The sequence below is a fragment of the Variovorax sp. YR634 genome, assembly GCF_900106655.1.
Classification (GTDB): Bacteria; Pseudomonadota; Gammaproteobacteria; order Burkholderiales; family Burkholderiaceae_C; genus Variovorax.
The window spans coordinates 348,155-368,242 of record NZ_FNOL01000005.1; the positions used below are offsets into that span (position 1 = coordinate 348,155).

At 66.6% G+C, this 20,088-nt stretch carries 19 protein-coding genes; 13 read left to right on the forward strand and 6 right to left on the reverse strand.

What is annotated here, in order from left to right:
• Positions 1–93 precede the first annotated feature (93 nt).
• Positions 94–1,326, forward strand: a complete 1,233-nt coding sequence (locus BLV60_RS12670; RefSeq protein WP_093054885.1) for an SAM-dependent methyltransferase — start codon at positions 94–96, stop codon at positions 1,324–1,326.
• A 34-nt stretch (positions 1,327–1,360) separates the two neighbouring features.
• On the opposite strand, the gene BLV60_RS12675 is transcribed toward BLV60_RS12670, so the two are convergent.
• Both BLV60_RS12675 and BLV60_RS12680 read right to left on the reverse strand, forming a co-directional pair.
• Complete coding sequence (locus BLV60_RS12675; RefSeq protein WP_093054887.1) at positions 1,361–3,100, reverse strand: carboxylesterase/lipase family protein; 1,740 nt, start codon at positions 3,098–3,100, stop codon at positions 1,361–1,363.
• Positions 3,101–3,225: 125 nt separating this feature from the next.
• Positions 3,226–4,158 (reverse strand): LysR substrate-binding domain-containing protein, encoded by a 933-nt coding sequence (locus tag BLV60_RS12680; protein WP_093054889.1) that lies wholly within the window; start codon positions 4,156–4,158, stop codon positions 3,226–3,228.
• 127 nt (positions 4,159–4,285) lie between these two features.
• Here BLV60_RS12680 and BLV60_RS12685 point away from each other — a divergent pair, with 127 nt between their 5' ends.
• Positions 4,286–5,773, forward strand: a complete 1,488-nt coding sequence (locus BLV60_RS12685; RefSeq protein ID WP_093054891.1) for an MFS transporter — start codon at positions 4,286–4,288, stop codon at positions 5,771–5,773.
• Positions 5,774–5,796: 23 nt separating this feature from the next.
• Here BLV60_RS12685 and BLV60_RS12690 read toward each other — a convergent pair whose 3' ends face one another.
• The 4 genes from BLV60_RS12690 to BLV60_RS12705 are packed head-to-tail and all read right to left on the reverse strand — an operon-like array spanning position 5,797 to position 9,383.
• Positions 5,797–6,660, reverse strand: coding sequence for a substrate-binding periplasmic protein (locus BLV60_RS12690; protein ID WP_256329014.1), 864 nt, complete (start codon positions 6,658–6,660; stop codon positions 5,797–5,799).
• 13 nt (positions 6,661–6,673) lie between these two features.
• On the reverse strand, positions 6,674–7,504 hold the full coding sequence (locus BLV60_RS12695) for an ABC transporter permease (protein WP_093054895.1): 831 nt from the start codon (positions 7,502–7,504) through the stop codon (positions 6,674–6,676).
• A complete protein-coding gene (locus BLV60_RS12700; protein ID WP_093054897.1) occupies positions 7,501–8,310 on the reverse strand; it encodes an ABC transporter ATP-binding protein in 810 nt (269 codons plus the stop codon). Before BLV60_RS12700 ends, BLV60_RS12695 begins: the two co-directional genes overlap by 4 nt.
• 8 nt (positions 8,311–8,318) lie before the next feature.
• Positions 8,319–9,383: an ABC transporter substrate-binding protein gene (locus BLV60_RS12705; protein ID WP_093054899.1), complete on the reverse strand. Its 1,065-nt coding sequence runs from the start codon at positions 9,381–9,383 to the stop codon at positions 8,319–8,321.
• 215 nt (positions 9,384–9,598) lie between these two features.
• Here BLV60_RS12705 and mgrA point away from each other — a divergent pair, with 215 nt between their 5' ends.
• From mgrA to BLV60_RS12755, 11 genes are all read left to right on the forward strand, one after another.
• Entirely contained in the window at positions 9,599–10,639 is a 1,041-nt protein-coding gene (mgrA, locus tag BLV60_RS12710; protein ID WP_093054901.1) for an L-glyceraldehyde 3-phosphate reductase, read from the forward strand.
• Between the two features lie 106 nt (positions 10,640–10,745).
• Positions 10,746–10,943: a hypothetical protein gene (locus BLV60_RS34065; protein ID WP_143042583.1), complete on the forward strand. Its 198-nt coding sequence runs from the start codon at positions 10,746–10,748 to the stop codon at positions 10,941–10,943.
• A 38-nt stretch (positions 10,944–10,981) separates the two neighbouring features.
• Positions 10,982–11,482, forward strand: a complete 501-nt coding sequence (locus tag BLV60_RS12715; protein WP_093054903.1) for a P-loop nucleotide/nucleoside kinase family protein — start codon at positions 10,982–10,984, stop codon at positions 11,480–11,482.
• A gap of 101 nt (positions 11,483–11,583) precedes the next feature.
• On the forward strand, positions 11,584–12,594 hold the full coding sequence (locus BLV60_RS12720; protein WP_093054952.1) for an LLM class flavin-dependent oxidoreductase: 1,011 nt from the start codon (positions 11,584–11,586) through the stop codon (positions 12,592–12,594).
• A 42-nt stretch (positions 12,595–12,636) separates the two neighbouring features.
• Positions 12,637–13,977, forward strand: coding sequence for an LLM class flavin-dependent oxidoreductase (locus BLV60_RS12725; protein WP_093054905.1), 1,341 nt, complete (start codon positions 12,637–12,639; stop codon positions 13,975–13,977).
• Entirely contained in the window at positions 13,977–14,516 is a 540-nt protein-coding gene (locus tag BLV60_RS12730) for a GNAT family N-acetyltransferase (protein WP_093054907.1), read from the forward strand. The genes BLV60_RS12725 and BLV60_RS12730 overlap by 1 nt, the downstream gene beginning before the upstream one ends.
• Positions 14,513–16,348 carry an amino acid ABC transporter permease/ATP-binding protein gene (locus tag BLV60_RS34815; protein WP_093054909.1) on the forward strand — a complete coding sequence of 612 codons (1,836 nt, stop codon included), beginning with the start codon at positions 14,513–14,515 and terminating at the stop codon, positions 16,346–16,348. The genes BLV60_RS12730 and BLV60_RS34815 overlap by 4 nt, the downstream gene beginning before the upstream one ends.
• Positions 16,349–16,384: 36 nt before the next feature.
• Entirely contained in the window at positions 16,385–17,305 is a 921-nt protein-coding gene (locus BLV60_RS12740) for an ABC transporter substrate-binding protein (RefSeq protein WP_093054911.1), read from the forward strand.
• Between the two features lie 8 nt (positions 17,306–17,313).
• The gene (locus BLV60_RS12745; protein WP_093054954.1) at positions 17,314–18,252 is read left to right on the forward strand and encodes an ABC transporter substrate-binding protein; all 939 of its coding nucleotides are present in this window, start codon (positions 17,314–17,316) and stop codon (positions 18,250–18,252) included.
• Positions 18,249–19,256 (forward strand): LLM class flavin-dependent oxidoreductase, encoded by a 1,008-nt coding sequence (locus BLV60_RS12750; protein WP_093054912.1) that lies wholly within the window; start codon positions 18,249–18,251, stop codon positions 19,254–19,256. Before BLV60_RS12745 ends, BLV60_RS12750 begins: the two co-directional genes overlap by 4 nt.
• A 193-nt stretch (positions 19,257–19,449) precedes the next feature.
• A complete protein-coding gene (locus BLV60_RS12755; protein ID WP_176928783.1) occupies positions 19,450–20,067 on the forward strand; it encodes a tetratricopeptide repeat protein in 618 nt (205 codons plus the stop codon).
• Positions 20,068–20,088: the final 21 nt, after the last annotated feature.

The window sequence follows — 20,088 nt, forward strand, 5'->3', positions numbered from 1 at the left end:
GACCATGCAGGTTTTGCAAAATTTCGCTATTGTTTTGTTCGCTGCAGCAGCCCGTTCATGTGATCGGGAGAACCAAACAACACGGAGAAATGCATGCTTTGGGAAAAGAAGCTGGCGCAGTGGAGCGCCGCCGTTCGTGCACGCGCCAACCTGCCTGCGCGGCTCACCTTGTGGGACGGCCAGTCTTATGACTTCGGCACCTTCAGCGGGCCTTCGGTCACGCTGCACGTGAAGTCGCCCGCGGCGCTGTCGCTGATGCTGCAGCCCACGCTCGACAACCTGGGCGAGGCCTACGTCAAGAGCAAGATCGACATCGAAGGCAAGCTCAGCGACGTCATCGACATTGCCTACGGGCTGGCCAAGACATCGATGGACAAGCCCGGCGGCGCGCTGCGGCAAATGGCGCGCTACTTCGCGCACACCAGGTCGTCGGACAAGAAGTCCATCGAGTACCACTACGACGTTTCCAACGACTTCTACCGGCTGTGGCTCGACCCGAACATGGTCTACTCGTGCGCCTACTTCGAGAACGGCGACGAAGACCTCGCCACCGCGCAGCTGAAAAAGATCGACCACATCCTCACCAAGATCGAGCTGAAGCCGGGCCAGACCCTGCTCGACATCGGCTGCGGCTGGGGCGCGCTGGTGATTCGCGCGGCGCAGAAGTTCGGCGCGCGCTGCGTGGGCGTGACGCTGTCGCAGAACCAGTTCGACCTGGCGACCGAACGCGTGAAGGCCGCCGGCCTGCAGGACCGCATCGAGATCCGCCTGCAGGACTACCGCGACGTGACCGGCCAGTTCGACCGCATCACCAGCGTTGGCATGTTCGAGCACGTGGGCCGCAAGAACCTGCCCGCGTACTTCAAGCGCGTGCAGGAGCTGCTGGCCGACGACGGCGTGGTCATGAACCACGGCATCACCTCGTCCGACCCCGAGGGCGGTGGCGTGTCTTACGGCGGCGGCGACTTCATCGACCGCTACGTGTTCCCCAACGGCGAACTGCCGCACATCAGCCTGGCGCTGCAGGCCATGCAGCAGGGCGGCCTCGAAGCCTTCGACGTGGAGAACCTGCGCCGCCACTACGCGCAAACGCTGCGCTGCTGGAGCGATGCCTACGAAGCCAACAGCGAGAAGGCGCACGCGTTCGTCGACGAGGAGAAGTTCCGCATCTGGCGTATCTACCTCGCGGGTTGCGCCTATGCCTTCGAGAACGACGACGTGGCCATCTACCAGATCGTCGGGCGCAAGGCGGGCAGGTCGGCGAAGACGCTGCCCTGGTCGCGCCGCTACATCTACGACGGCACTTCGGCGTTGAATGCGGGCTGACTGATGGTTGCGGCGGCGTGCGGCCTGAGCCGCTTCAGTAGCCCAGAAGACCGTCCCAGATGGCGAGTTGCGCCAGCTTCGGCACAGTGCCGACGACCACATCCCCGCTGCTGCCTTCGCCCATGTGCACCGCATTCGCCAAGGGGCCCGTGTAGCGCGGCCACGCTGTGCCGGCGCCGAATGCCGTGGCCTGAGGCTCACGCGCGAAAGACACCAGCGCCGCTGCCATGCTTGCCGACAGCTGCGCTTCCGCGGTGCCGTTGCCGACCTTGTCCTTGTAGTAGTCCAGCCCGTAGGTGCCGAAGAGCAATGGCAGGTCGGCGCAGTGCGGCACGCCGTGTCCCGGCGCCTTGAGGGCGTGCGCGTAGGTGCCGAAGCGCACGTCCTTGCCTTCACTGGCGAGCCTGCCGGCGTAGTGCACCGAATGAACGCGAATGGCGTAGTCGCCATAGATCTCCACCATCAGGTCGCCGGCGCCCGTCGGCCGTCCCTCGTCGGCGGCAGCCTGGCGGTAGCTTGCAAGCACCTGGCTGCTCACCGTGGCCGAGTTGGTCAGCGATGTGATGTATGCCAGCAGCTGCGTGTCGTTTTGCGGCAGGGGCGCCGTCAGCGCCTTGCCGGTGGCGGGGTCGATCAGGTCGACGAAGAAGCTGCCTTCGGTCAGCGTGGTCGTGATGATCACGGGCAGGTCGGCCGGCCATGCGGCACGCGTCCAGTCCGCGAGGCAGAACTGCGCATCCACGACCGGAACGAACTTCGAACTGCGTCCGGTCGTGATGGTGGCTGGCAACGGCTGCGCGTTGAGCGCGATCTCCGCCGCGTGGAGCGTGGCGGCCGGCACGTCGCGCAGGCCCCGCGGCGTGGTGTTCAGGCGGGCGGCCAGCAGTTCGGTGTATGCCGCCGCGTCCTTCAGGCTGAAGCTGTTCGGTGCCGCGTTGCTGCCGGGGCTCAACAGCACGACCTTGCGCAGGAACTTCCGGGAGACGGGGTTCTGCGCAATGACCGCTGCGCTGGTGCCGCCGGCCGATTGCCCCATCAGGCAGATGTTGTCCGGGTCACCCCCGAAGGCGGCGGCGTTCTGGTGCACCCATTGCAGCGCGGCCATCTGGTCCTGCAGCTGCCAGTTGGCGACGCTGCCGGTGTCGGCATCGACAAGGTCCGGGTGCGAAAGGCCGCCCAGCGCACCCAGCCTGAAGTTGACCGTGACCACCACCACGCCGAGTGCCGCGAGCGCCGCGCCGTTCATCAGCGGCATGTTGGTGGCGCCGGTGCGCCAGGCGCCGCCGTGCAGCCACACGATCACCGGCGCCCTGGCGGCATCGGCAGGCGCCCACACGTTGACCGTCAGGCAGTCTTCGCTCTGCTGCGCCGGTACGGGGTAGATCCACGTGACGTACGGCGGCAGCGTCTGCAGGCTGGCAGCACCGAACTTGTCGGCATTCACTACGTCGGACGCGGGCTTGAACGGTTTCGGCGACTGGAAGCGCAGCGCGCCGATGGGCGCCTGGGCATACGGAATGCCGAGGTACGACGCAACGCTGCCGCTGACCTGTCCCTTGAACCGCCCCGAGGTGGTGTCGGCGACCGGCGCAGCGGCCTGTTGTCCGGTGCCTGTACCGTTGCCGGCAAAAGGTGTCGGGAAGCCGCCACCGCCACCGCCTCCGCCGCCGCAACCGGCCAGCGGCAGCGCGATCAACGCGCCGGTCGCCTGGATGAACCGTCGCCGGCTTTCGGGCCAGATCGGGAAAGAACTCTTCTTCTCGTGATGCGCCATCGTCGTCCTCGGGTGGCCGGTTCCACAGCGGACCCGACTTGCGGCCGATGCTAGGAGCGATGACCGTGCGATGACACCCGGGCTAATGCAACGCAGCTTTCTGAATATGCAGTTTCGAAACGACGCTATCTCACCGTTTTCGAATAGGGCTCGGTGGCCTCCACCAGCATCGCCAGAAACTGCCGCCCCGCCAGCGTGAGGTCGCGGCGCGAGGGATACAGCGCGTGGATCGAGATGGTCGGCGGCGCCCACCCCGGCGCCACCACGCGCAGGCGGCCCTGTTCCAGGTCTTTGGCACACAGGCTGACCGGCAGCCGCGCGATGCCGATGCCCGCGAGCGCCGCCTGGTGGATCTGCAGCAGGCTGTCGCTGGTGAAACGTGGATGCACGTTCAGCTCGACCTCGGCATCGCCGGGTCCGCGCAGCAGCCAGCGCGAGGGATGCGGGCCGAAGGTCCAGCCGATGGCGGGACAGTCGTCCAGCGCGGCAAGCGCTTGCGGCGTGGCCGGCTCGCCCAGCGATTCGAACAGCGTCGGCGTGGCTGCCAGCAGGTATGGAAAATCGCCGAGCTTGCGCGACACCATGCTCGAATCGGGCAGCGTGTCGATGCTCGGGCGAATCAGCAGGTCGGCCGCCTCGCTCCAAGGGGAAGGGCGCCCGTCTGTGGAGTCCAGCGTCAGCGTCACCTTCGGATGCCGCTTGACGAACTCCACGCACAGCCGCCCGACCAGGCCCGTGGCCATGGCGACGGGGCACGACACCCGCAGATGGCCCGACGGCTCGTTGAGCGTGTCCTGCGCCACGGCGAGCGCGTTGCGGGTTTCGGCGCGAATCGCCAGGCCGTGCTGGTACAGGCGTTCGCCGATCTCCGTCACCTTGAAGCGCCGGGAGCTGCGCACCAGCAGGCTCACGCCAAGGCGCTTTTCGAGGCCCGCGATGCGGCGGCTCAACCGGGACACGGGAATGTTGTGGCGCGTGCTCGCAGCGTTGAACCCGCCGGCTTCCACCACCAGCACGAGCGCGATCAGGTCGTCAACGACGCCATTGAGTTCATCCATTCGCAGCTTTCTGAAGCGCCGGGCGCCCGGATGACGCCGGCCGGCTGCACCGGACTGTAGCCAACGAACGGCGCCGAGAGCCCGAGCAGCGGACAGGGACTCGTGCCGTCTATAGCATGCACGGCTCATGACCTCCCCCAACAGAACAACAAACCGCCCGCTGGTCATCGCCTCCATCATGGCCTCCATGGCGATGGTGGCCATCGAAGCCACCATCGTCTCCACCGTGATGCCGCAGATCGCCTCTGAGCTGGGCGGCCTGCATCTCTACAGCTGGGTGTTCGCCTCCTTCCTGCTCGCACAGACCGCGATGACGGTGGTGTTCGGCAAGCTCTCCGACCTGTACGGCCGCAAGCCCATCATGTTCGTGGGCATCGCCGTCTTCGTCATCGGCTCGGTGCTGGCGGGCTTCTCGTGGTCGATGCCGGCCATGATCTGCTTCCGGCTGATCCAGGGCATTGGCGCGGGCGCCATCCAGCCTGTGTCGCTCACCATCGTGGGCGACCTCTATCCGGTGCGCGAGCGCGGCAAGGTGCAGGGCTGGCTCGCGAGCGTGTGGGCCGTGTCTGCAGTGGTCGGGCCGATCATCGGCGCGCTGATCGTGCAGAAGCTGTCGTGGGCCTGGATCTTCTGGGTCAACGTGCCCATCGGCCTGGCCGCGGCGGCGGGCTTCTGGTTCTTCTTGCACGAGGCGCCCACGGTGCGGCGCTCATCCATCGACATGGTGGGCGCGGTGCTGTTCACCATCGGCATTGCGGCGCTGATGATTGCGCTGACCGAGTTCGGCGTCGGCAATTCGGGCGTGGCGCTCGCGTGGGCCGGGTTGTTCGTCGTCACGCTCGCGCTGTTCATCGCACAGGAGCGCCGCGCGGCCGACCCCATGGTGTCGCTGCGCCTCTGGGGCGCGCGGATGATCGCCACCGTGAACGGCGCGGCCATGCTCGCCGGCATGGTGCTGATCGGCATCACGACCTTTTTGCCGATGTACGTGCAGGTGGTGCTCGAGCGTTCGTCGGTCACGGCCGGCCTCACGCTCACGATGGTGATGCTCGGCTGGCCCATCGGCGCGACGCTGACCTCGCGCACCTTCCACCGCATCGGGCTTTGGCGCATGGTGGTGGCCGGTGCGGCGCTGATTCCGCTGGGCACATCGACCTTCGCCTTGCTGGGCGCAGGCAGCTCGCCGGTGCTGCCCGCCGTGGGCTCTTTCATCATCGGCCTCGGCATGGGCGTGATGAGCCTGAGCTCGCTGATCCTGATCCAGGAGGGCGTGGAGCTTTCGCAGCGCGGCGTCGCCACCGCATCGAACGTGTTCTCGCGCAACCTCGGCAGTGCGCTGGGTGCAGCCTTCTTCGGTGCGGTCTTCAATTTCGGGCTGACGCGCGGGGACGGCACGATGATGTTCACCGACGACCAGTTGCGCCTGCTGCTGCAGGGCGTGCACGGCTCCGTCGCGGGGGATGCAGGCATCCGTCTGGCGCTGGGGGGCTCGCTGCATCTCACCTTCGTGGCGATGCTGGTCGTGAGCCTGGGTGTGATCGCGCTGGCATTGCTGCTGCCCAAGGAAGGGCTGGAGAGCCATGCAGTCGGGGCGGGGAAGCCGGCGCCGAAGTAGTCCGGCCCCGAACCGCCACCCACTCAGGAATGACAGACGAACCCGTCCTTGAGCAGCGTGATCTCGAACTGCAGGTTGCCCGCGCGCGCACCGCGCGCCTGTGCCAGCGTGCCGTCCGCGCGCCATTGGCGCAGCGCGGCGGCCAGGTAGTCGCGCGAAGCGGCGTCGCCTTGCGGCAGGCGGATGGCGGCGTCCGATGGCGGGCGAAGGCCGCTTGCCAGCGGCTTGTAGAAGCGCCATTCGTCGTTCTTCAACAGGCGTTCCAGCACTTCGGTGTCTTCGGCCAGCGCAGCGCATTCGCCCGCCATGAAGGCCGACACGGCATGCACGGAAGAGGGGTAGCTGCGCGGCTCAGCCCCGTATCGCAGCGACACTGCACCGGCATAGCCTGAGCCTTCGCCCACGCAGACCAGCGCGCCGCGTAGCGCCTGTGCATCCTGCACGCGCCCCTTGCGCAGCGCGACCACCAGGCCGCTGCCTGTGTCGTAGCTGCCGGGTGCAGCGTCGATGCCTTTCGGCGCGGTGGCAGACGGCACTCCTGCGATCAGCAGGTCGACGCGGCCATCGCGCAGCGCCGCGTCCTGCGCGGCAGCGTCCAGCCCTACCAGTTCCAGCGTCACGCCCAGCGAGCGGGCCAGCTCGCGCGCCAATGCGGCATCGAAGCCATCGGGTTCCGGCGGCGTCGGTGCTTCGGGAGGGGCAGGGCGCGGATAACGGCGTACGCCGACGATCAGCGTGCCGCGTTCGATGGCCCTGGCCAGCACCGGCCCCTTGGGCAGTTCGCTCAGGCGGCTCCCCGAAGCCCACGATGCGCCCAGGCCCGCCAGCGCGGCCGCCGCGACGAGCGAGGCGCCTGCCAGCGCGAGCCGGCGGGGGCGCGAAGCCACTGGGGAAGCAGCGTCACTCATTGAGACTCAACCCCCTGCGCCAGCGCAGCAACCGCCGCTCCAGCAGCGCAAGCAGGTAGTTGAGCACCAGCCCCAGCACCGCCAGCAGCAGGATGCCCGCATACATGGTCGGTATCTGGAAGGTCTCCTGAGAATTCAGCGTGAGAAAGCCCAGCCCCGAATGCGCGCCGATCATCTCGGCCGCCACCAGCGCTGTGATGCTGTACGCCCCCGCCAGCCGCACGCCGGTAAAGATCGACGGCAGCGACGCCGGCAGCACCACCTTGAAGAAGATGAAGCGCTGCGACGCGCCCATCGACAGCGCCGAGTTCACAAGCAGCCGGTCGACCTGCTTCACGCCGCTCACTGTGCTCAGCAGCACGGGCCAGAACGAGGCCCAGAAGATGATCGCCACCTTCGACAGCTCGCCGATGCCCAGGAACAGGATGAACACCGGAAACAGCGCGAAGGCCGACGTCTGGCGAAAGAGCTGCAGCACCGGATCGACGATGGCCGCCAGCCGCCTTGAACTGCCGATCAGCAGGCCCAGCACCACACCGGAGAAGCTCGCGAGCACCAGTCCCCACAGCGAGCGCTGCAGGCTCGCTGCCATGTGCTTCCAGAGCTGGCCGGTGTCGACGAGTTGGGCGATGCTCGCGATCACGGCGGAAGGCGGGCTCAGGTAGGCATCGCTCACGATGCCAAGGCGCGGCAGGGCCTCCCACAGCGCCAGGAAGATCACGATGCCGATGCCGCGTTCGGCCACCCGGCCGAGGCCGCGAGCGAACTTCTTGAAGAAGCTGCCCGGCTGGCGAGCTGCAGGCGCGTCGAGCACGGCGCTCATGACACGACCCCTTCGAGCGACCTGGGCCGCAGGCCGATCTGCACTTCGTCCTTCAGCACCTCCCACGCACGCTGGCGCAGCGCGGCGAACTCGGCCGAGTGACGAAGCTCCGCCGAGCGCGGCCGTGCAAGCGGAATGTCGATGATGTCCTTGATGCGGCCGGGCCGCTGCGTCATCACCGCCACGCGGTCCGACAGGTACACCGCTTCTTCCAGGCTGTGCGTGATGAACACGATGGTCTTGCGGTACTGCTCCCAGATGCGCAGCAGCTCGCCCTGGAGAATCTCGCGCGTCTGCGCATCGAGCGCGGCGAAGGGCTCGTCCATCAGCAGCACGTCGGGCTTGTAGGCGAGCGAACGTGCAATGGCCACGCGTTGCTTCATGCCGCCAGAAATCTCGTGCGGGTATCGGTCAGCAAAGCCATGCAGGCCGACCAGTTCGAGGTATTCGTGCGCGGTGCGGCGGCGCTCGGCCTTGCCGACACCGCGTATCTCGAGCCCGACCGCAATGTTGTCGAGCACCGAGAGCCAAGGAAACAGCGCATAGCCCTGGAACACCACACCCTGGTTGCGATTGATGCCCGCGAGCGGCTGGCCGTTGATGGCGATGCGCCCGCCGGTGCGCTCGGTCAGCCCGGCCAGGATGCCGAGAAAGGTCGACTTGCCGCAGCCCGACGGGCCGAGCACCGAGAGGAATTCACCCTCGCGCACGTCGAGGTCGAAGCCTTCGAGCACACGCACGCGCTCGCTCGCGCCGCGGGCTGCGTAGTCCATCCGCACATCGCGGGCAGAGATCTTGATGGTCATCGGCGCGCTCAGGCCTTCGTGCTGATCTTGTTGGCGAAGGGGTTGAACTCGTTCGTGTACACGTCCTTCACCGCCACCTTGCCGGCGGCGAGCTTGCCTTCGGACTGCAGGATGTCGATGTAGTACTGGATCGGCGGCTCGGTCACCACCAGGTCGTCGACGTAGGCATAGCGGTCGACGTTCTTCAGGTCCATGTTGATGCGCTTGGCCACCAGCTTGCGGGCTTCCTCGGTGTTGGCGTTGACCCAGTTGCCGGCCTTGGCCAGTGCAACGACCACGTCGCGCACCGCCTCGGGGTGCTGGCGGATGAACTGGCCGTGCGCGCTGTACGGCGCCATGCCGCCGAGGCCGCCGTCGAGGTCGAAGTCGCTCCACAGCCGCACCAGTTGCTCGGCGTTGTCGGCGCGGCCCGAGAAGGGCGCGTGGATGATCGCCAAGTCGGTGTTGCGCGTTACCAGCGTCTGCTCGGCCTGCTCGTCGGGAATGACGACGAAGTTGATCTTGTTCACGTCCACGCCGTGCTGGCGCAGGTACTTCTTGGTGACGAACTCGGCGCAGGCGCCGAAGCTGTTGAAGCCGATGGTCTTGCCTTCGAGGTCCTTCGGTTCGCGGATGCCCGAGTCCTTGCGTACGAAGTACTTCATGTGCGGCGCTTCCTGCAGCGTCTTGCCGCCTGCTGCCACCACCTTGAGGTCTGCGCCCGAGGCAATGGCCGAGATCACCAGCGGCACCATGCGGCTGCCGAAGTCGATCTCGCCCGTGCCCACCAGCGGAATGATCTGCGGTGCGGCGATCTTGCCCACGTACTCGGGGCGCGTGTTCGTGCCCTCGAAGTAGCCGAGCTCGTCGGCCAGGTAGATCAGGTCGAACGAGGGGTTGTTCGGATACTTGAACGCAACCTTCTCGCCGACCTTCTTCACCACGGCCGGAGCGCTGCCGGCCGATGCGGTCTTGCCTTCGTCGCGCGAGCAACCCGCCAGCAACAGGCCACCGAGGCCCCCGGCCGCGGTCAGCGAGGCGAAAGTCTTGAGCGCAAGGCGGCGCGAAGGGAGGGAAGAGGCTTCGATGGGCATGACGGCGCGCTCCGGCAGGGGAGCGGTCTGGGAGTTGGCGGAGCGCCGATGCTAGAAAGCGCCCCGCGCTGCGCCAACGAAGAAAACCGCCTATGTATATGCGGCGACGGATAAGCGCGACAGCGGCGTGGAAATGCTTGCCGCGCTGTGCCTGCGGGGGCATCCTCGACGGCTCTTTTCCTTTTCTCCATCCACCGTCAAGACAAGACACACCCATGACCTACCACGCCGACTCCAAGCGCTACGACGCCATTCCCTACCGCCGCGTCGGGCGCAGCGGGCTCGTGCTGCCCGCCATCTCGCTCGGGCTCTGGCACAACTTCGGGGACACCACCTCCATTGCCACGCAGCGCCAACTGCTGCGCACGGCCTTCGACCTGGGCATCAACCACTTCGACCTGGCCAACAACTACGGCCCGCCGTACGGCAGCGCGGAAACCAACTTCGGCCGGCTGCTGCGCGAGGACTTCAAGCCGTACCGCGACGAACTCATCATTTCGAGCAAGGCCGGCTGGGACATGTGGCCGGGTCCGTACGGACAGGGCGGCGGTTCGCGCAAATACGTGCTCGCGAGCCTCGACCAGAGCCTGCAGCGGCTGGGCGTGGACTACGTAGACATCTTCTATTCGCACCGCTTCGACCCGCACACGCCGCTGGAAGAAACCGCCTCCGCGCTGGCCCAGGCCGTGCAGCAGGGCAAGGCGCTGTACATCGGCATTTCGTCTTACTCGGCCGGCAAGACGCGCGAGATCGCCGCGCTGCTGCGCGAGTGGAAGGTGCCGCTCTTGATCCATCAGCCGGCCTACAACCTGTTCAACCGCTGGATCGAGAAAGACCTGCTGAACGCGACTGATGAACTGGGCGCCGGCGTCATCGCTTTCACGCCGCTCGCGCAGGGCCTGCTGACCGACAAGTATCTGAAGGGCATTCCGGCCGATGCTCGAATCAACCGGCCCGGCGGCGGCTCGCTCAAGCAGGAGCACCTGTCCGAAGCCAACGTTGAGCGTGCCCGCGCGCTCAACGAGATCGCCAAGCGCCGCGGCCAGACGCTGGCGCAGCTCGCGCTGACGTGGACGCTGCGCGACCCGCGCGTCAGCTCCGCGCTGATCGGCGCGAGCCGGCCCGAGCAGATCGTCGACAACGTTGCGGCGCTGTCGCATGCACCGTTGAGCACAGAGGAGCTGGCCGAGATCGACAAGTACGCGGTGGAAGGCGGCGTCAATCTCTGGGAGAAGCCATCGACCGATTTCGCCTGAAGCCCGGGATCGCGATTCGCGAACCGCATCAGGTAACTTGGAATCCGTCTTTGGAAAAGCAGTGGCACTGCGCAGAATCGGCCGAAGTTTTCTTTCGACCGTTGCCATGCCACTGCGCACCCACTACGTTTCTCCGGCGGCCCAGGCCCGCCATGTTCTCGCCCTGACAACCAAGACCTGGCGCATTCCGCCAAGCTCGGCACACGAAGTGGCGCGGCGTGCGCCGCATGGCTATGTGCCGGTGAGGGCGCTGCGGCGGTTGCATGCTGCGGCCGCTCTGGCCTTGCTGCCACATTCGTGGTGAACTCCGCACCAGGGCCCTGAACCTGGAGGCGAAGAAAGATGCTGATCGTTCTGGGTGGCCTGCCCGGCACCGGCAAGACCACCATCGCACGCGAGATAGCCGCGCTCGTGCCTTGCGTGTACCTGCGCATCGACACCATCGAGCAGGCACTGCGGTCGACTGATGCGCTGGCCGGCGAGGTCGGCCCGGCCGGCTACGTCGTGGCCTACGAACTGGCCCGCTCCAATCTTTCGCTCGGGCTGACGGTCGTGGCCGATTGCGTCAATCCCTTGCCCGTCACGCGAGAGGCCTGGCAGGCCGTTGCGGCGGATACCTCGTCGCGCATCGTCGAGGTCGAGATCGTGTGTTCGGACATCGCCGAGCATCGACGCCGCGTCGAGCAGCGAAGCATCGATGTGCCGGGCCTCGTGCCAACGACATGGGCGGCCGTGCAGCAGCGTGACTACGAACCGTGGACTACGCAACGTCTCGTCATTGACACGGCTTTCCTTGGCGCGCGAGAGGCTGCCGAGGTAATTCTTTCTCACACGCGCGACTGAGCACTCAGCAGATATCGATATAGAAATTCAGCGCAAACGGTGCGCACGATGCCCAAGAGAATTTGAAGCAATTCTTTCAAGGGCGCTTCCCGCCTCACACCGTGTCCTACTCGCTGTCCCTGCTCGACAAGAGCCTGATCCCCGAAGGCGCCGACGCCGCACAGGCGTTCCAGCACACCATCTCGCTCGCACAGAGCGCTGAGCGGCTGGGCTACCGCCGCTACTGGCTCGCCGAACATCACGGCAACAAGAACTACGCAGGCTCGGCGCCCGAGGTGCTGGCCGCGCACGTGCTTGCGAAGACTTCGCGCATCCGCGTGGGCACGGGTGGCGTCATGCTGCAGCACTACAGCCCATTCAAGGTGGCCGAGACTTTCCGCGTGCTGGCCTCGCTGGCACCGGGTCGTGTGGACCTGGGCATCGGCAAGGCGCCGGGCGGTCTGCCGCTGACGAGCAAGGCACTGCAGTGGCTGCACGATCCGGTGAAGAAGGGCGAAGACTTCGGCGTGCGCCTGGCCGAGCTCGATGCATTCCTGCACGACGGCATTGCCTCCGGCCATGCACTGGCCGGTGCGGTCGCCACGCCAAACCCGCCACAGCTGCCGCAGCGCGTGCTGCTCGGCGGCAGCCCCGAGAGCGCGGTGCTTGCCGCGCGCCTCGGCTGGCAGTTCGTCTATGCGGGGCACTTCAACGGCGACCCGGTGAATCTCGCGCAATCACTAGAGGCCTATCGCGCGGAGTCCGGGCGCGCACCGCTACTCGCGCTCTTTGCATTCGCGGCAGAGACGCACGAGAAGGCCGCGGAGCTTGTTGGCGCGCTGCGCAGCTTTCGCGTGCACCTGCCCACGGGCCAGAGCGTCAACCTGCCGAGCCTCGAAGCCGCCGCCGAGTTCGCGCGGCAGGCCGGCGTGAGCGACTACCGCACCGAAGAGCGCCGCCCTCATGTGGTCGCGGGCACCGGCGAAGAGGTGCGCGATGCGCTCGATGCGCTGAGCGAGCGCTACGGCATCGAGGAGTTCGTCATCGACATCCCGGTGGCCGGTTTCGCGGAGCGTCACGCATCTGTCGAACTGCTCGCCAAGGCGCACAAATCGACACCCGTGCCGGCCTGAGTCTTCCCTTTCCATTCCAGAAGAGACAAGAGAGCGATCGTCATGAGCAACAACATCAAGTTCGGCGTCATGCTGCAAGGGGCCGGCAGCCACATGAATTCGTGGAAGCATCCGGGCGGGCCTGCGGATGCCAGCGTGAATCTCGACTTCTTCGTGCGCACCGCACAGAAGGCCGAAGCGGCGGGCATCGCCTTCGCGTTCGTGGCGGACGGGCTCTACATCAACGAGAAATCTATCCCGCACTTTCTCAACCGCTTCGAGCCGATCTCGATCCTGTCAGCGCTCGCGACCGTGACCTCGAAGATCGGCCTCGCGGGCACTGTCTCCAGCTCGTACAGCGACCCGTTCACGGTGGCACGCCAGTTCGGCTCGCTCGACCTGATCAGCGGCGGGCGCGCGGGCTGGAACGTGGTGACCACGCCGCTCGAAGGCAGCGCCAAGAATTACAGCCGCGCGCACCCCGAGCATGCATTGCGCTACGAGATCGCCGACGAGTACCTGGCCGTCACGCAAGGCCTGTGGGACAGCTGGGACGACGACGCCTTCGTGCGCAACCGCGAGAGCGGCCAGTTCTTCGACCGCGAGAAGCTGCACCCGCTGGACCACAAGGGGCGCTTCTTCCAGGTGTCGGGCCCGCTGAACATCCAGCGCTCGCCGCAGGGGCAGCCGGTGATCTTCCAGGCTGGCTCGTCGGATGCGGGTATCGGGCTCGCGGGCAAGTATGCGGACGCGGTGTTCACCCATTCGCCTTCGCTGGAAGACACGCGCAGCTTCCTGAGGCAGGTGAAAGCCAGCGCGGTCGCACAGGGCCGGCAGGCCGACGACGTGAAGATCTTCCCCGGCATCGGCCCCGTGGTCGCGGCCACCGAGGCGGAGGCCGAGGCCAAGTACCGCGCCATCCGCGAGCTGCTGACGGTGGAAGAGGCACTGGCCTACCTCGGCCGCTTCTTCGATCACCACGACTTCAGCCAGTACCCGCTGGACGCGCCGTTCCCCGAGCTGGGTGAGATCGGCCGCAACAGCTTTCGCTCGACCACCGACCGCATCAAGGCCAATGCGAAGGCCAAGGGCCAGACCCTGCGCGAAGTGGCGCTCGAAGTGGCCACGCCGCGCACGCAGTTCGTGGGCACCGGCGAGCGCATTGCCGACGAGATCATCCGCTGGGTGGACGAGGGCGCGGCCGATGGCTTCATCCTCGGATTTCCGGTGCTGGGGCAGGGCCTCGACGACTTCATCGAGTTCGTGATTCCGGTGCTGGAGGCACGTGGGCGCTATCAGCGCGAACTGCCCGGCCACACGCTGCGTGACCACCTGGGCCTGCCGCGCAAGGCGAGCCGCTATGCGGCGCAGGAAGTTGCGCCCGCAGTGCAGAAGGCTGCCTGATGAGCGAACAGTTCCTCTACACCACGCCGCTCGACCCGCGCGCGAAGCCGCTCATCGAGGGCCTGGCCTTCGAGTACGACAGCCGCTACGGCGACGTGCTGCGTGAGCCGGGTGCGCCGCGCGAGATGGACCGCTATCCGCCCGAGGCGTTCGCGCCATCGCATGGCGGCAACTTCGTGCTGCTGCTGCGCGACGGCGTCGCCATCGGTGGCGGCGCGTTCATGCGCCACGACGAGCGCACAGCGGAACTCAAGCGTGTGTGGACGCACAGCGATCTGCGGCGGCAGGGCCTGGCCAGCAAGGTGCTCGCGGAACTGGAAGCACAGGTGCTGCGGCAGGGCTATGAGCGCATCTACCTGACGACCGGCTTTCGCCAGCCTGAGGCCGTGGGCCTGTATCTCGGCCATGGCTACACGGCGCTGTTCGATCCGCCCGTCGACCCGGAGACGCCGCGCAAGCTGCCGTTCGAGAAGTACTTGAACACGGGGCGCCATCGCGGTCGCCTTGCCGAGCAACAGGCCGGGGCGGTGCAGCGATGAATACGACCGTTCTCGATGCCGGCGCCGAGCCGCGAAGCCCCGTACCGGTTCGCGCGCCGCAACCGCAGCGCCCAGCACCTGCACCAGTGCCCGCGAAGGGCGACTACTCGCACTTTCGCGTCGTGCCGGCCAGATACCCCGCGCGAACGGCCGGCACGATCTTCGCGGTGCTGGTCATCGGCATCGTGCTGCATTCGACGCTGACCAACCCGCGCTGGGGCTGGGGCGTATTCGCGCAATGGTTCTTCGCCGAGCCTGTGCTGCAAGGCCTGGGCCGCACGTTGCTGCTGACGGCGCTGGGTGCGCTGCTGGGCTTTTTCTTCGGCACTGCCCTGGCGCTGGCGCGAGTGTCCCGCTCGCCGCTGCTGGCGCGGCTGGCCTGGGTGTTCACCTGGATCTTCCGGTCGATTCCGGTGATCGTGCTGCTGCTGATCATCAACAACCTGGGCTATCTCTACGAGACGGTGACGCTGGGCATTCCGGGCACCGACGTCACCTTCTTCTCGTACCCGACAACGCAACTGATCAGCCCGTTCGTGGCGGCGCTGCTGGGCCTCACGCTGAACCAGGCGGCCTTTGCCTCGGAGATCGTGCGCGGCGGCATCCTGTCGGTGGAGCAGGGGCAGCTCGAAGCGGCGGCGGCGCTGGGGCTGTCGCGCACACGGCAGTCCTTTCGCATCGTGCTGCCGCAGGCCATGCGGACCATTCTGCCCACGGCGTTCAACGACATCATCGGGCTGGCCAAGGGCACGTCGAACCTCTACATCCTGGCGCTGCCCGAGCTGTTCTACACGATCCAGATCATCTACCGGCGCAACCTGGAAGTGATTCCGCTGCTGATGGTGGCGACGGTGTGGTATCTCATCATCCTCACGGTGCTGTCGGTGGTGCAGCACTACGTCGAGCGGCATTTCTCGCGCGGGGCGCTGCGCAATCCGCCGAGTTCGTGGCTTGGCGGCGTGGTGCGCGGGCTGTGGCGCGCGAAGGTGCCGGCAGCGCGGCCTGTGGCCGAGGAGGCATCCGTTGCCGATGCCCCTGCACAGGTGCCGCGCTGGACCGATCCGCTCACGCAGGGCGGCGAGGTCACTATCCACGGCGTTTCGAAGAGCTTCGGTGCGCTCAAGGTGCTCGACGACGTGACGCTGACCGTGGGGCAGGGCAGCGTGACGGTCATCCTCGGCCAGTCGGGCTCGGGCAAGTCGACGCTGCTGCGCGCCATCAACCACCTGGAGCGCGTGGACGACGGCTTCATTGCCATCGACGGCGAGCTCATCGGCTACCGCCGCGACGAAGACACGCTCTACGAACTGCACGAGAAGGAGATTCTCAAGCGCCGCGTCGACGTGGGCATGGTGTTCCAGAACTTCAACCTGTTCCCGCACCTCACGGTGCTGGAGAACATCGTCGAGGCGCCGGTGTCGGTGCGCGGCCTGCCGCGTGCCGGGGCCGAGGCGCTGGCCTCCGAACTGCTGGTGCGTGTTGGCCTGAGCGACAAGACGCACGCCTATCCGAGACAGCTCTCCGGCGGCCAGCAGCAGCGCGTGGCGATTGCCCGTGCGCTGGCGCTCAGGCCGAAGGTGCTGCTGTTCGACGAGCCCACCTCGGCGCTCGACCCCGAGCTGGTCGGCGAAGTGCTGGCCGTCATCAAGGAGCTGGCGCGCTCGGGCACCACGCTGGTCATCGTCACGCACGAGATCGGCTTTGCCCGCGAGGTGGCCGACACCATCGTCTTCATGGAGCGCGGGCGGATTCTCGAAACCGGCTCGCCCGACAAGGTGTTCAACGCGCCGGAGCATCCGCGCACGGCCGAGTTCCTGGCCAAGGTTCTTTGACTTTTCCTTTCCTCTCTTCTTGCTGCATTGCCCTTCATGACCCATCGACGAAACATCCTGTCCGTTCTCCTGGCCGCGCTGCTGGTGCCGCTCGCCGCCTCGGCCCAGCCCGCCGCCGACCTGAGCCCCGAGCAGGCCGGCCGCCCGCGCGCGCAGAAGACCGACGAGGCCATCAAGCTCGCGAAGGATTTCAAGTTCCAGAAGGAGGGCGTGCTCGTCGTCGGCACGACCACCGGCCGCCTGCCGTTCGCCGCCTATGCGACAGACACGAAGACGCCGGTGGGCAACGCCCCCGACATCGCGCAGCTGGTGGCCGACAGCCTCGGTCGCAAGCTGGAGCTTGTGTCCACCGCCTGGGCCGACTGGCCGCTGGGCCTGCAGTCGGGCAAGTTCGACGTGGTGGTGTCCAACGTGACCGTCACGGAAGAGCGCAAGGAGAAGTTCGACTTCTCGACCTACCGCAACGATCAGATCGGCATCTACGTGAAGTCGGACAGCAAGCTCGGCGCGATCAAGGAGCCGAAGGACATCGCGGGCCTGAAGCTGATCGTTTCCGCCAGCACCAACCAGGAGCAGATTCTTCTGCGCTGGAACAAGCAGAACGTGGCGGCCGGGCTGAAGCCGGTGGAGATCCAGTACTACGACGACGATGTGGTGCAGCGCCTGGCCATCCAGTCGGGCCGCGCCGATGCCTACGTGGGCCCGAACGCCATCGCTGCCTACGAGGCGCGCGACGGCAAGACGAAGCTCGCGGGCGTGTTCTCGGGCGGCTGGCCGCAGACGGCCGAGATTGCCGTTACCTCGCGCAAGGGCTCGGGCCTTGCCGATGCGGTCACGCTGGCGCTGAACACGCAGATCAAGAACGGCAACTACGCCAAGGCGCTGTCGCGCTGGAACCTGGAGTCGGAGGCCATCGCAGCCTCGCGCACCAACCCGCCGGGCCTGCCGAAGAACTGATGATGGCCATGACTTTTCTCAAGCACGCCTGGATCGCCCGTGGCCTTGTCGCGCTCACGCTCGTGGCCGGCGTGGCCCATGCCGCCGACAAGTTCGACTTCAGCCCTGAGCAACGCGGCCGCCTGCGCACCGGCAAGGACGCCGAGGCCGTCAACGCGATTCCGCCGGGCTTCAAGTTCGTGAAGGAAGGCGTGCTGACGGTCGCGATCGCACCGTTCGCGCCACCCATATCGACCTACGCCACCGATGCGAAGACCGTCGTCGGCTTCGACCCCGACTTCGCGCTTCTCATCGCCGACGCATTGGGCCTCAAGCTCGACCTGCAGCCCATTGCCTGGGCCGACTGGCCGCTGGGCCTGAGCTCGGGCAAGTACGACGCCGTGATCTCCAACGTGGGCGTGACCGAGCAGCGCAAGGAGAAGTTCGACTTCTCGACCTATCGCCTCGGCCTGCACGGCTTCTATGTGCGCACCGACAGCGCCATCAAGTCGATCAGGGAGCCGAAGGACGTGGCGGGCCTGAAGCTGACGACCGGCGCCGGCACCAACCAGGAGCGCATCCTGCTCGAATGGAACCGGCAGAACGTTGCAGCAGGTTTGAAGCCCGTCGAGATCCAGTACTACGACGACGATGTGACGCGCACGCTGGCGGTGGTCACCAAGCGGGTCGACGCCAATTTCAATCCGAATGCGCCACAGGCTTACGAGGCGGCGAAGAACGGGCAGATCAGGCTGGTCGGCACGGTCAATGCGGGTTGGCCGCTGAAGTCGGACGTGGCCATTGCCACGCGCAAAGGCAGCGGCCTCGCGGCAGCGCTGACCACCGCGGCCAACAACCTGATCCGCAATGGCACCTATGCCAAGGCGCTCGCGCGCTGGAGCCTGGCCGAAGAGGCGTTGCCGAAGTCGGAGACCAACCCGCCCGGGTTGCCGAAGTTCGCGCCGTGAGCATTCGCCATCTCGCATTCCTGACGCCGGGCAACTACGCCGAGGCCGACCCTTTCGCGGGCATCGAGGCCGCGCTGAAGCTCTTCGAATTCGGCGAGAAGCAGGGCTTCAACAGGGCGTGGGTACGGCAGCGCCACCTGGAGCGCGGTGTGTCGTCGGCCGCGACCTTCCTGGCCGCCGCGACGCAGCGCACGCGCCGCATCGAACTGGGCGCGGCGGTGATCCAGATGGGGTACGAGAACCCGTTCCGCCTTGCCGAAGACTTGGCCACGGTCGATGTGCTGTCGCGCGGCAGGCTGCAGGTGGGCCTGAGCGCTGGCGCGCCGCTGCATGGAGCACTGCTCGGCAACCGCTTCTACGACGTGGCGGCGAACACCATCGACTTCACGCACAAGCGCGTGGGGCGGCTCAAGGCCAATCTGGAAGACACACTGCTTGGGGATGACCAGACTTTTGTCGAATCGGCCGGCGGACGTGTGCGGCCACGTGTGCAGCCCCATGCACCGGGCCTGATCGACCGGCTCTGGTATGGCGGCGGCTCGCTGCGCTCGGTCGAATGGGCGGGGCGCAACGGGTTCAACCTGCTGCTGGGCAATGTGCTCTCGGGCGAGACCACCGACGACTTTCTGCAGGCACAGCTGGGCTTGATCGAGCGCTATCGCGCCAGCGAGGCGGACGCGCGCAAGGGCAGGGTGGCGCTGGGCCGCGTGATCGTGCCGCTCGATGGCGCCGATGCCGCCACGCGCAAGCGCTACCGCGAATTCGCGGCAGGACGCGTTGAGCGCACGCTGGCACCGCAGGGTGAGCGGCGCACGCTGTTCGCGACCGACCTCGTGGGCACGTCCGATGAAATCCTGGAGCGCCTGCGGCACGACCCGGTGCTGCCGCATGTGAGCGAATTGCGCGTGGAGCTGCCCTACAACTTCAGCAGCGAGGACTACGAACAGATATTGACCGACCTGTCCGGCCGCATAGCGCCGGAGCTTGGTTGGCGATCGCTTTGATCTGGAGGAGGAAATGAGAGGAAGCAGGAGTTGAGTTCGAGGTGAGTCGGAGTCGGGTTGCGCTTTCTTGTGCAATTCGATGGACGGCTTTGGGCGGGCCCTTGGGCCCGCTTTTTTTCGCCTTGCGCCGAGCGGCTAAAGTGGCGCGCTTCTGCCTGTTACCCGCGTGTAGATCCTCAAGACATCCAACACCATGCCTTTCCGATTCATCCAGCGGCTTGCCGCACGTCTTGCCGGCTCGGCTTCCACATCCAATTCCCCGGCGGAAAGCCGGTTGGCGGTGAAGCCAGGCGACCTGCTTACCCAACGCGACGGACAGGTCTGGCGGGCCGTCTGGATCCTCGAAGTCGACCCATGGCCCGATGGAACGGCGGCCGCCCACTGCCTGAGCTACAAGCCGATGGACGCCAAGCCCACGGCCGATTCCCTGAAACAGGCGGAGGTGTCGATATGGCATGCCCCCATCGACGCAGGCAGCTTCGGTGAGGAGGGCTGGGAGCTGATCGGCAACCGGCAGCCCACCGAAGAAGAACTGATCGGCTTTGCCGAGTACCTGAGGCTCACGGACTTTCCGCGCTACCTCGAGGTGACCGGAAAGGACAGCAAGGAGATCGTCCGCGAGGCCAACGCGCATTACCTGCGCGGGAACGAACTCTGCGAGCAGGGCAGGAAACAGGAGGGCATTGCCGAGTACGACGCGGCGGTGGAGCTCTTTCCGCTGTTCTTCGAAGCCATCGACAACCAATGGGATGGACGCCCCCACCCGTACCGGCATCGATGTGCCAAAGTGGAAGTGTCAGCAACCACTTGAACTGAAAGGGGCGTCCACCAT

Bases quoted from the DNA above. Each gene is read 5' to 3' on its own strand.
- BLV60_RS12670 (WP_093054885.1), top strand. From the start codon at position 94: ATGCTTTGGGAAAAGAAGCTGGCGCAGTGGAGCGCCGCCGTTCGTGCA.
- BLV60_RS12675 (WP_093054887.1), bottom strand. From the start codon at position 3,100: ATGGCGCATCACGAGAAGAAGAGTTCTTTCCCGATCTGGCCCGAAAGC.
- BLV60_RS12680 (WP_093054889.1), bottom strand. From the start codon at position 4,158: ATGGATGAACTCAATGGCGTCGTTGACGACCTGATCGCGCTCGTGCTG.
- BLV60_RS12685 (WP_093054891.1), top strand. From the start codon at position 4,286: ATGACCTCCCCCAACAGAACAACAAACCGCCCGCTGGTCATCGCCTCC.
- BLV60_RS12695 (WP_093054895.1), bottom strand. From the start codon at position 7,504: ATGAGCGCCGTGCTCGACGCGCCTGCAGCTCGCCAGCCGGGCAGCTTC.
- BLV60_RS12700 (WP_093054897.1), bottom strand. From the start codon at position 8,310: ATGACCATCAAGATCTCTGCCCGCGATGTGCGGATGGACTACGCAGCC.
- BLV60_RS12705 (WP_093054899.1), bottom strand. From the start codon at position 9,383: ATGCCCATCGAAGCCTCTTCCCTCCCTTCGCGCCGCCTTGCGCTCAAG.
- mgrA (WP_093054901.1), top strand. From the start codon at position 9,599: ATGACCTACCACGCCGACTCCAAGCGCTACGACGCCATTCCCTACCGC.
- BLV60_RS34065 (WP_143042583.1), top strand. From the start codon at position 10,746: ATGCCACTGCGCACCCACTACGTTTCTCCGGCGGCCCAGGCCCGCCAT.
- BLV60_RS12715 (WP_093054903.1), top strand. From the start codon at position 10,982: ATGCTGATCGTTCTGGGTGGCCTGCCCGGCACCGGCAAGACCACCATC.
- BLV60_RS12725 (WP_093054905.1), top strand. From the start codon at position 12,637: ATGAGCAACAACATCAAGTTCGGCGTCATGCTGCAAGGGGCCGGCAGC.
- BLV60_RS12730 (WP_093054907.1), top strand. From the start codon at position 13,977: ATGAGCGAACAGTTCCTCTACACCACGCCGCTCGACCCGCGCGCGAAG.
- BLV60_RS34815 (WP_093054909.1), top strand. From the start codon at position 14,513: ATGAATACGACCGTTCTCGATGCCGGCGCCGAGCCGCGAAGCCCCGTA.
- BLV60_RS12740 (WP_093054911.1), top strand. From the start codon at position 16,385: ATGACCCATCGACGAAACATCCTGTCCGTTCTCCTGGCCGCGCTGCTG.
- BLV60_RS12745 (WP_093054954.1), top strand. From the start codon at position 17,314: ATGACTTTTCTCAAGCACGCCTGGATCGCCCGTGGCCTTGTCGCGCTC.
- BLV60_RS12755 (WP_176928783.1), top strand. From the start codon at position 19,450: ATGCCTTTCCGATTCATCCAGCGGCTTGCCGCACGTCTTGCCGGCTCG.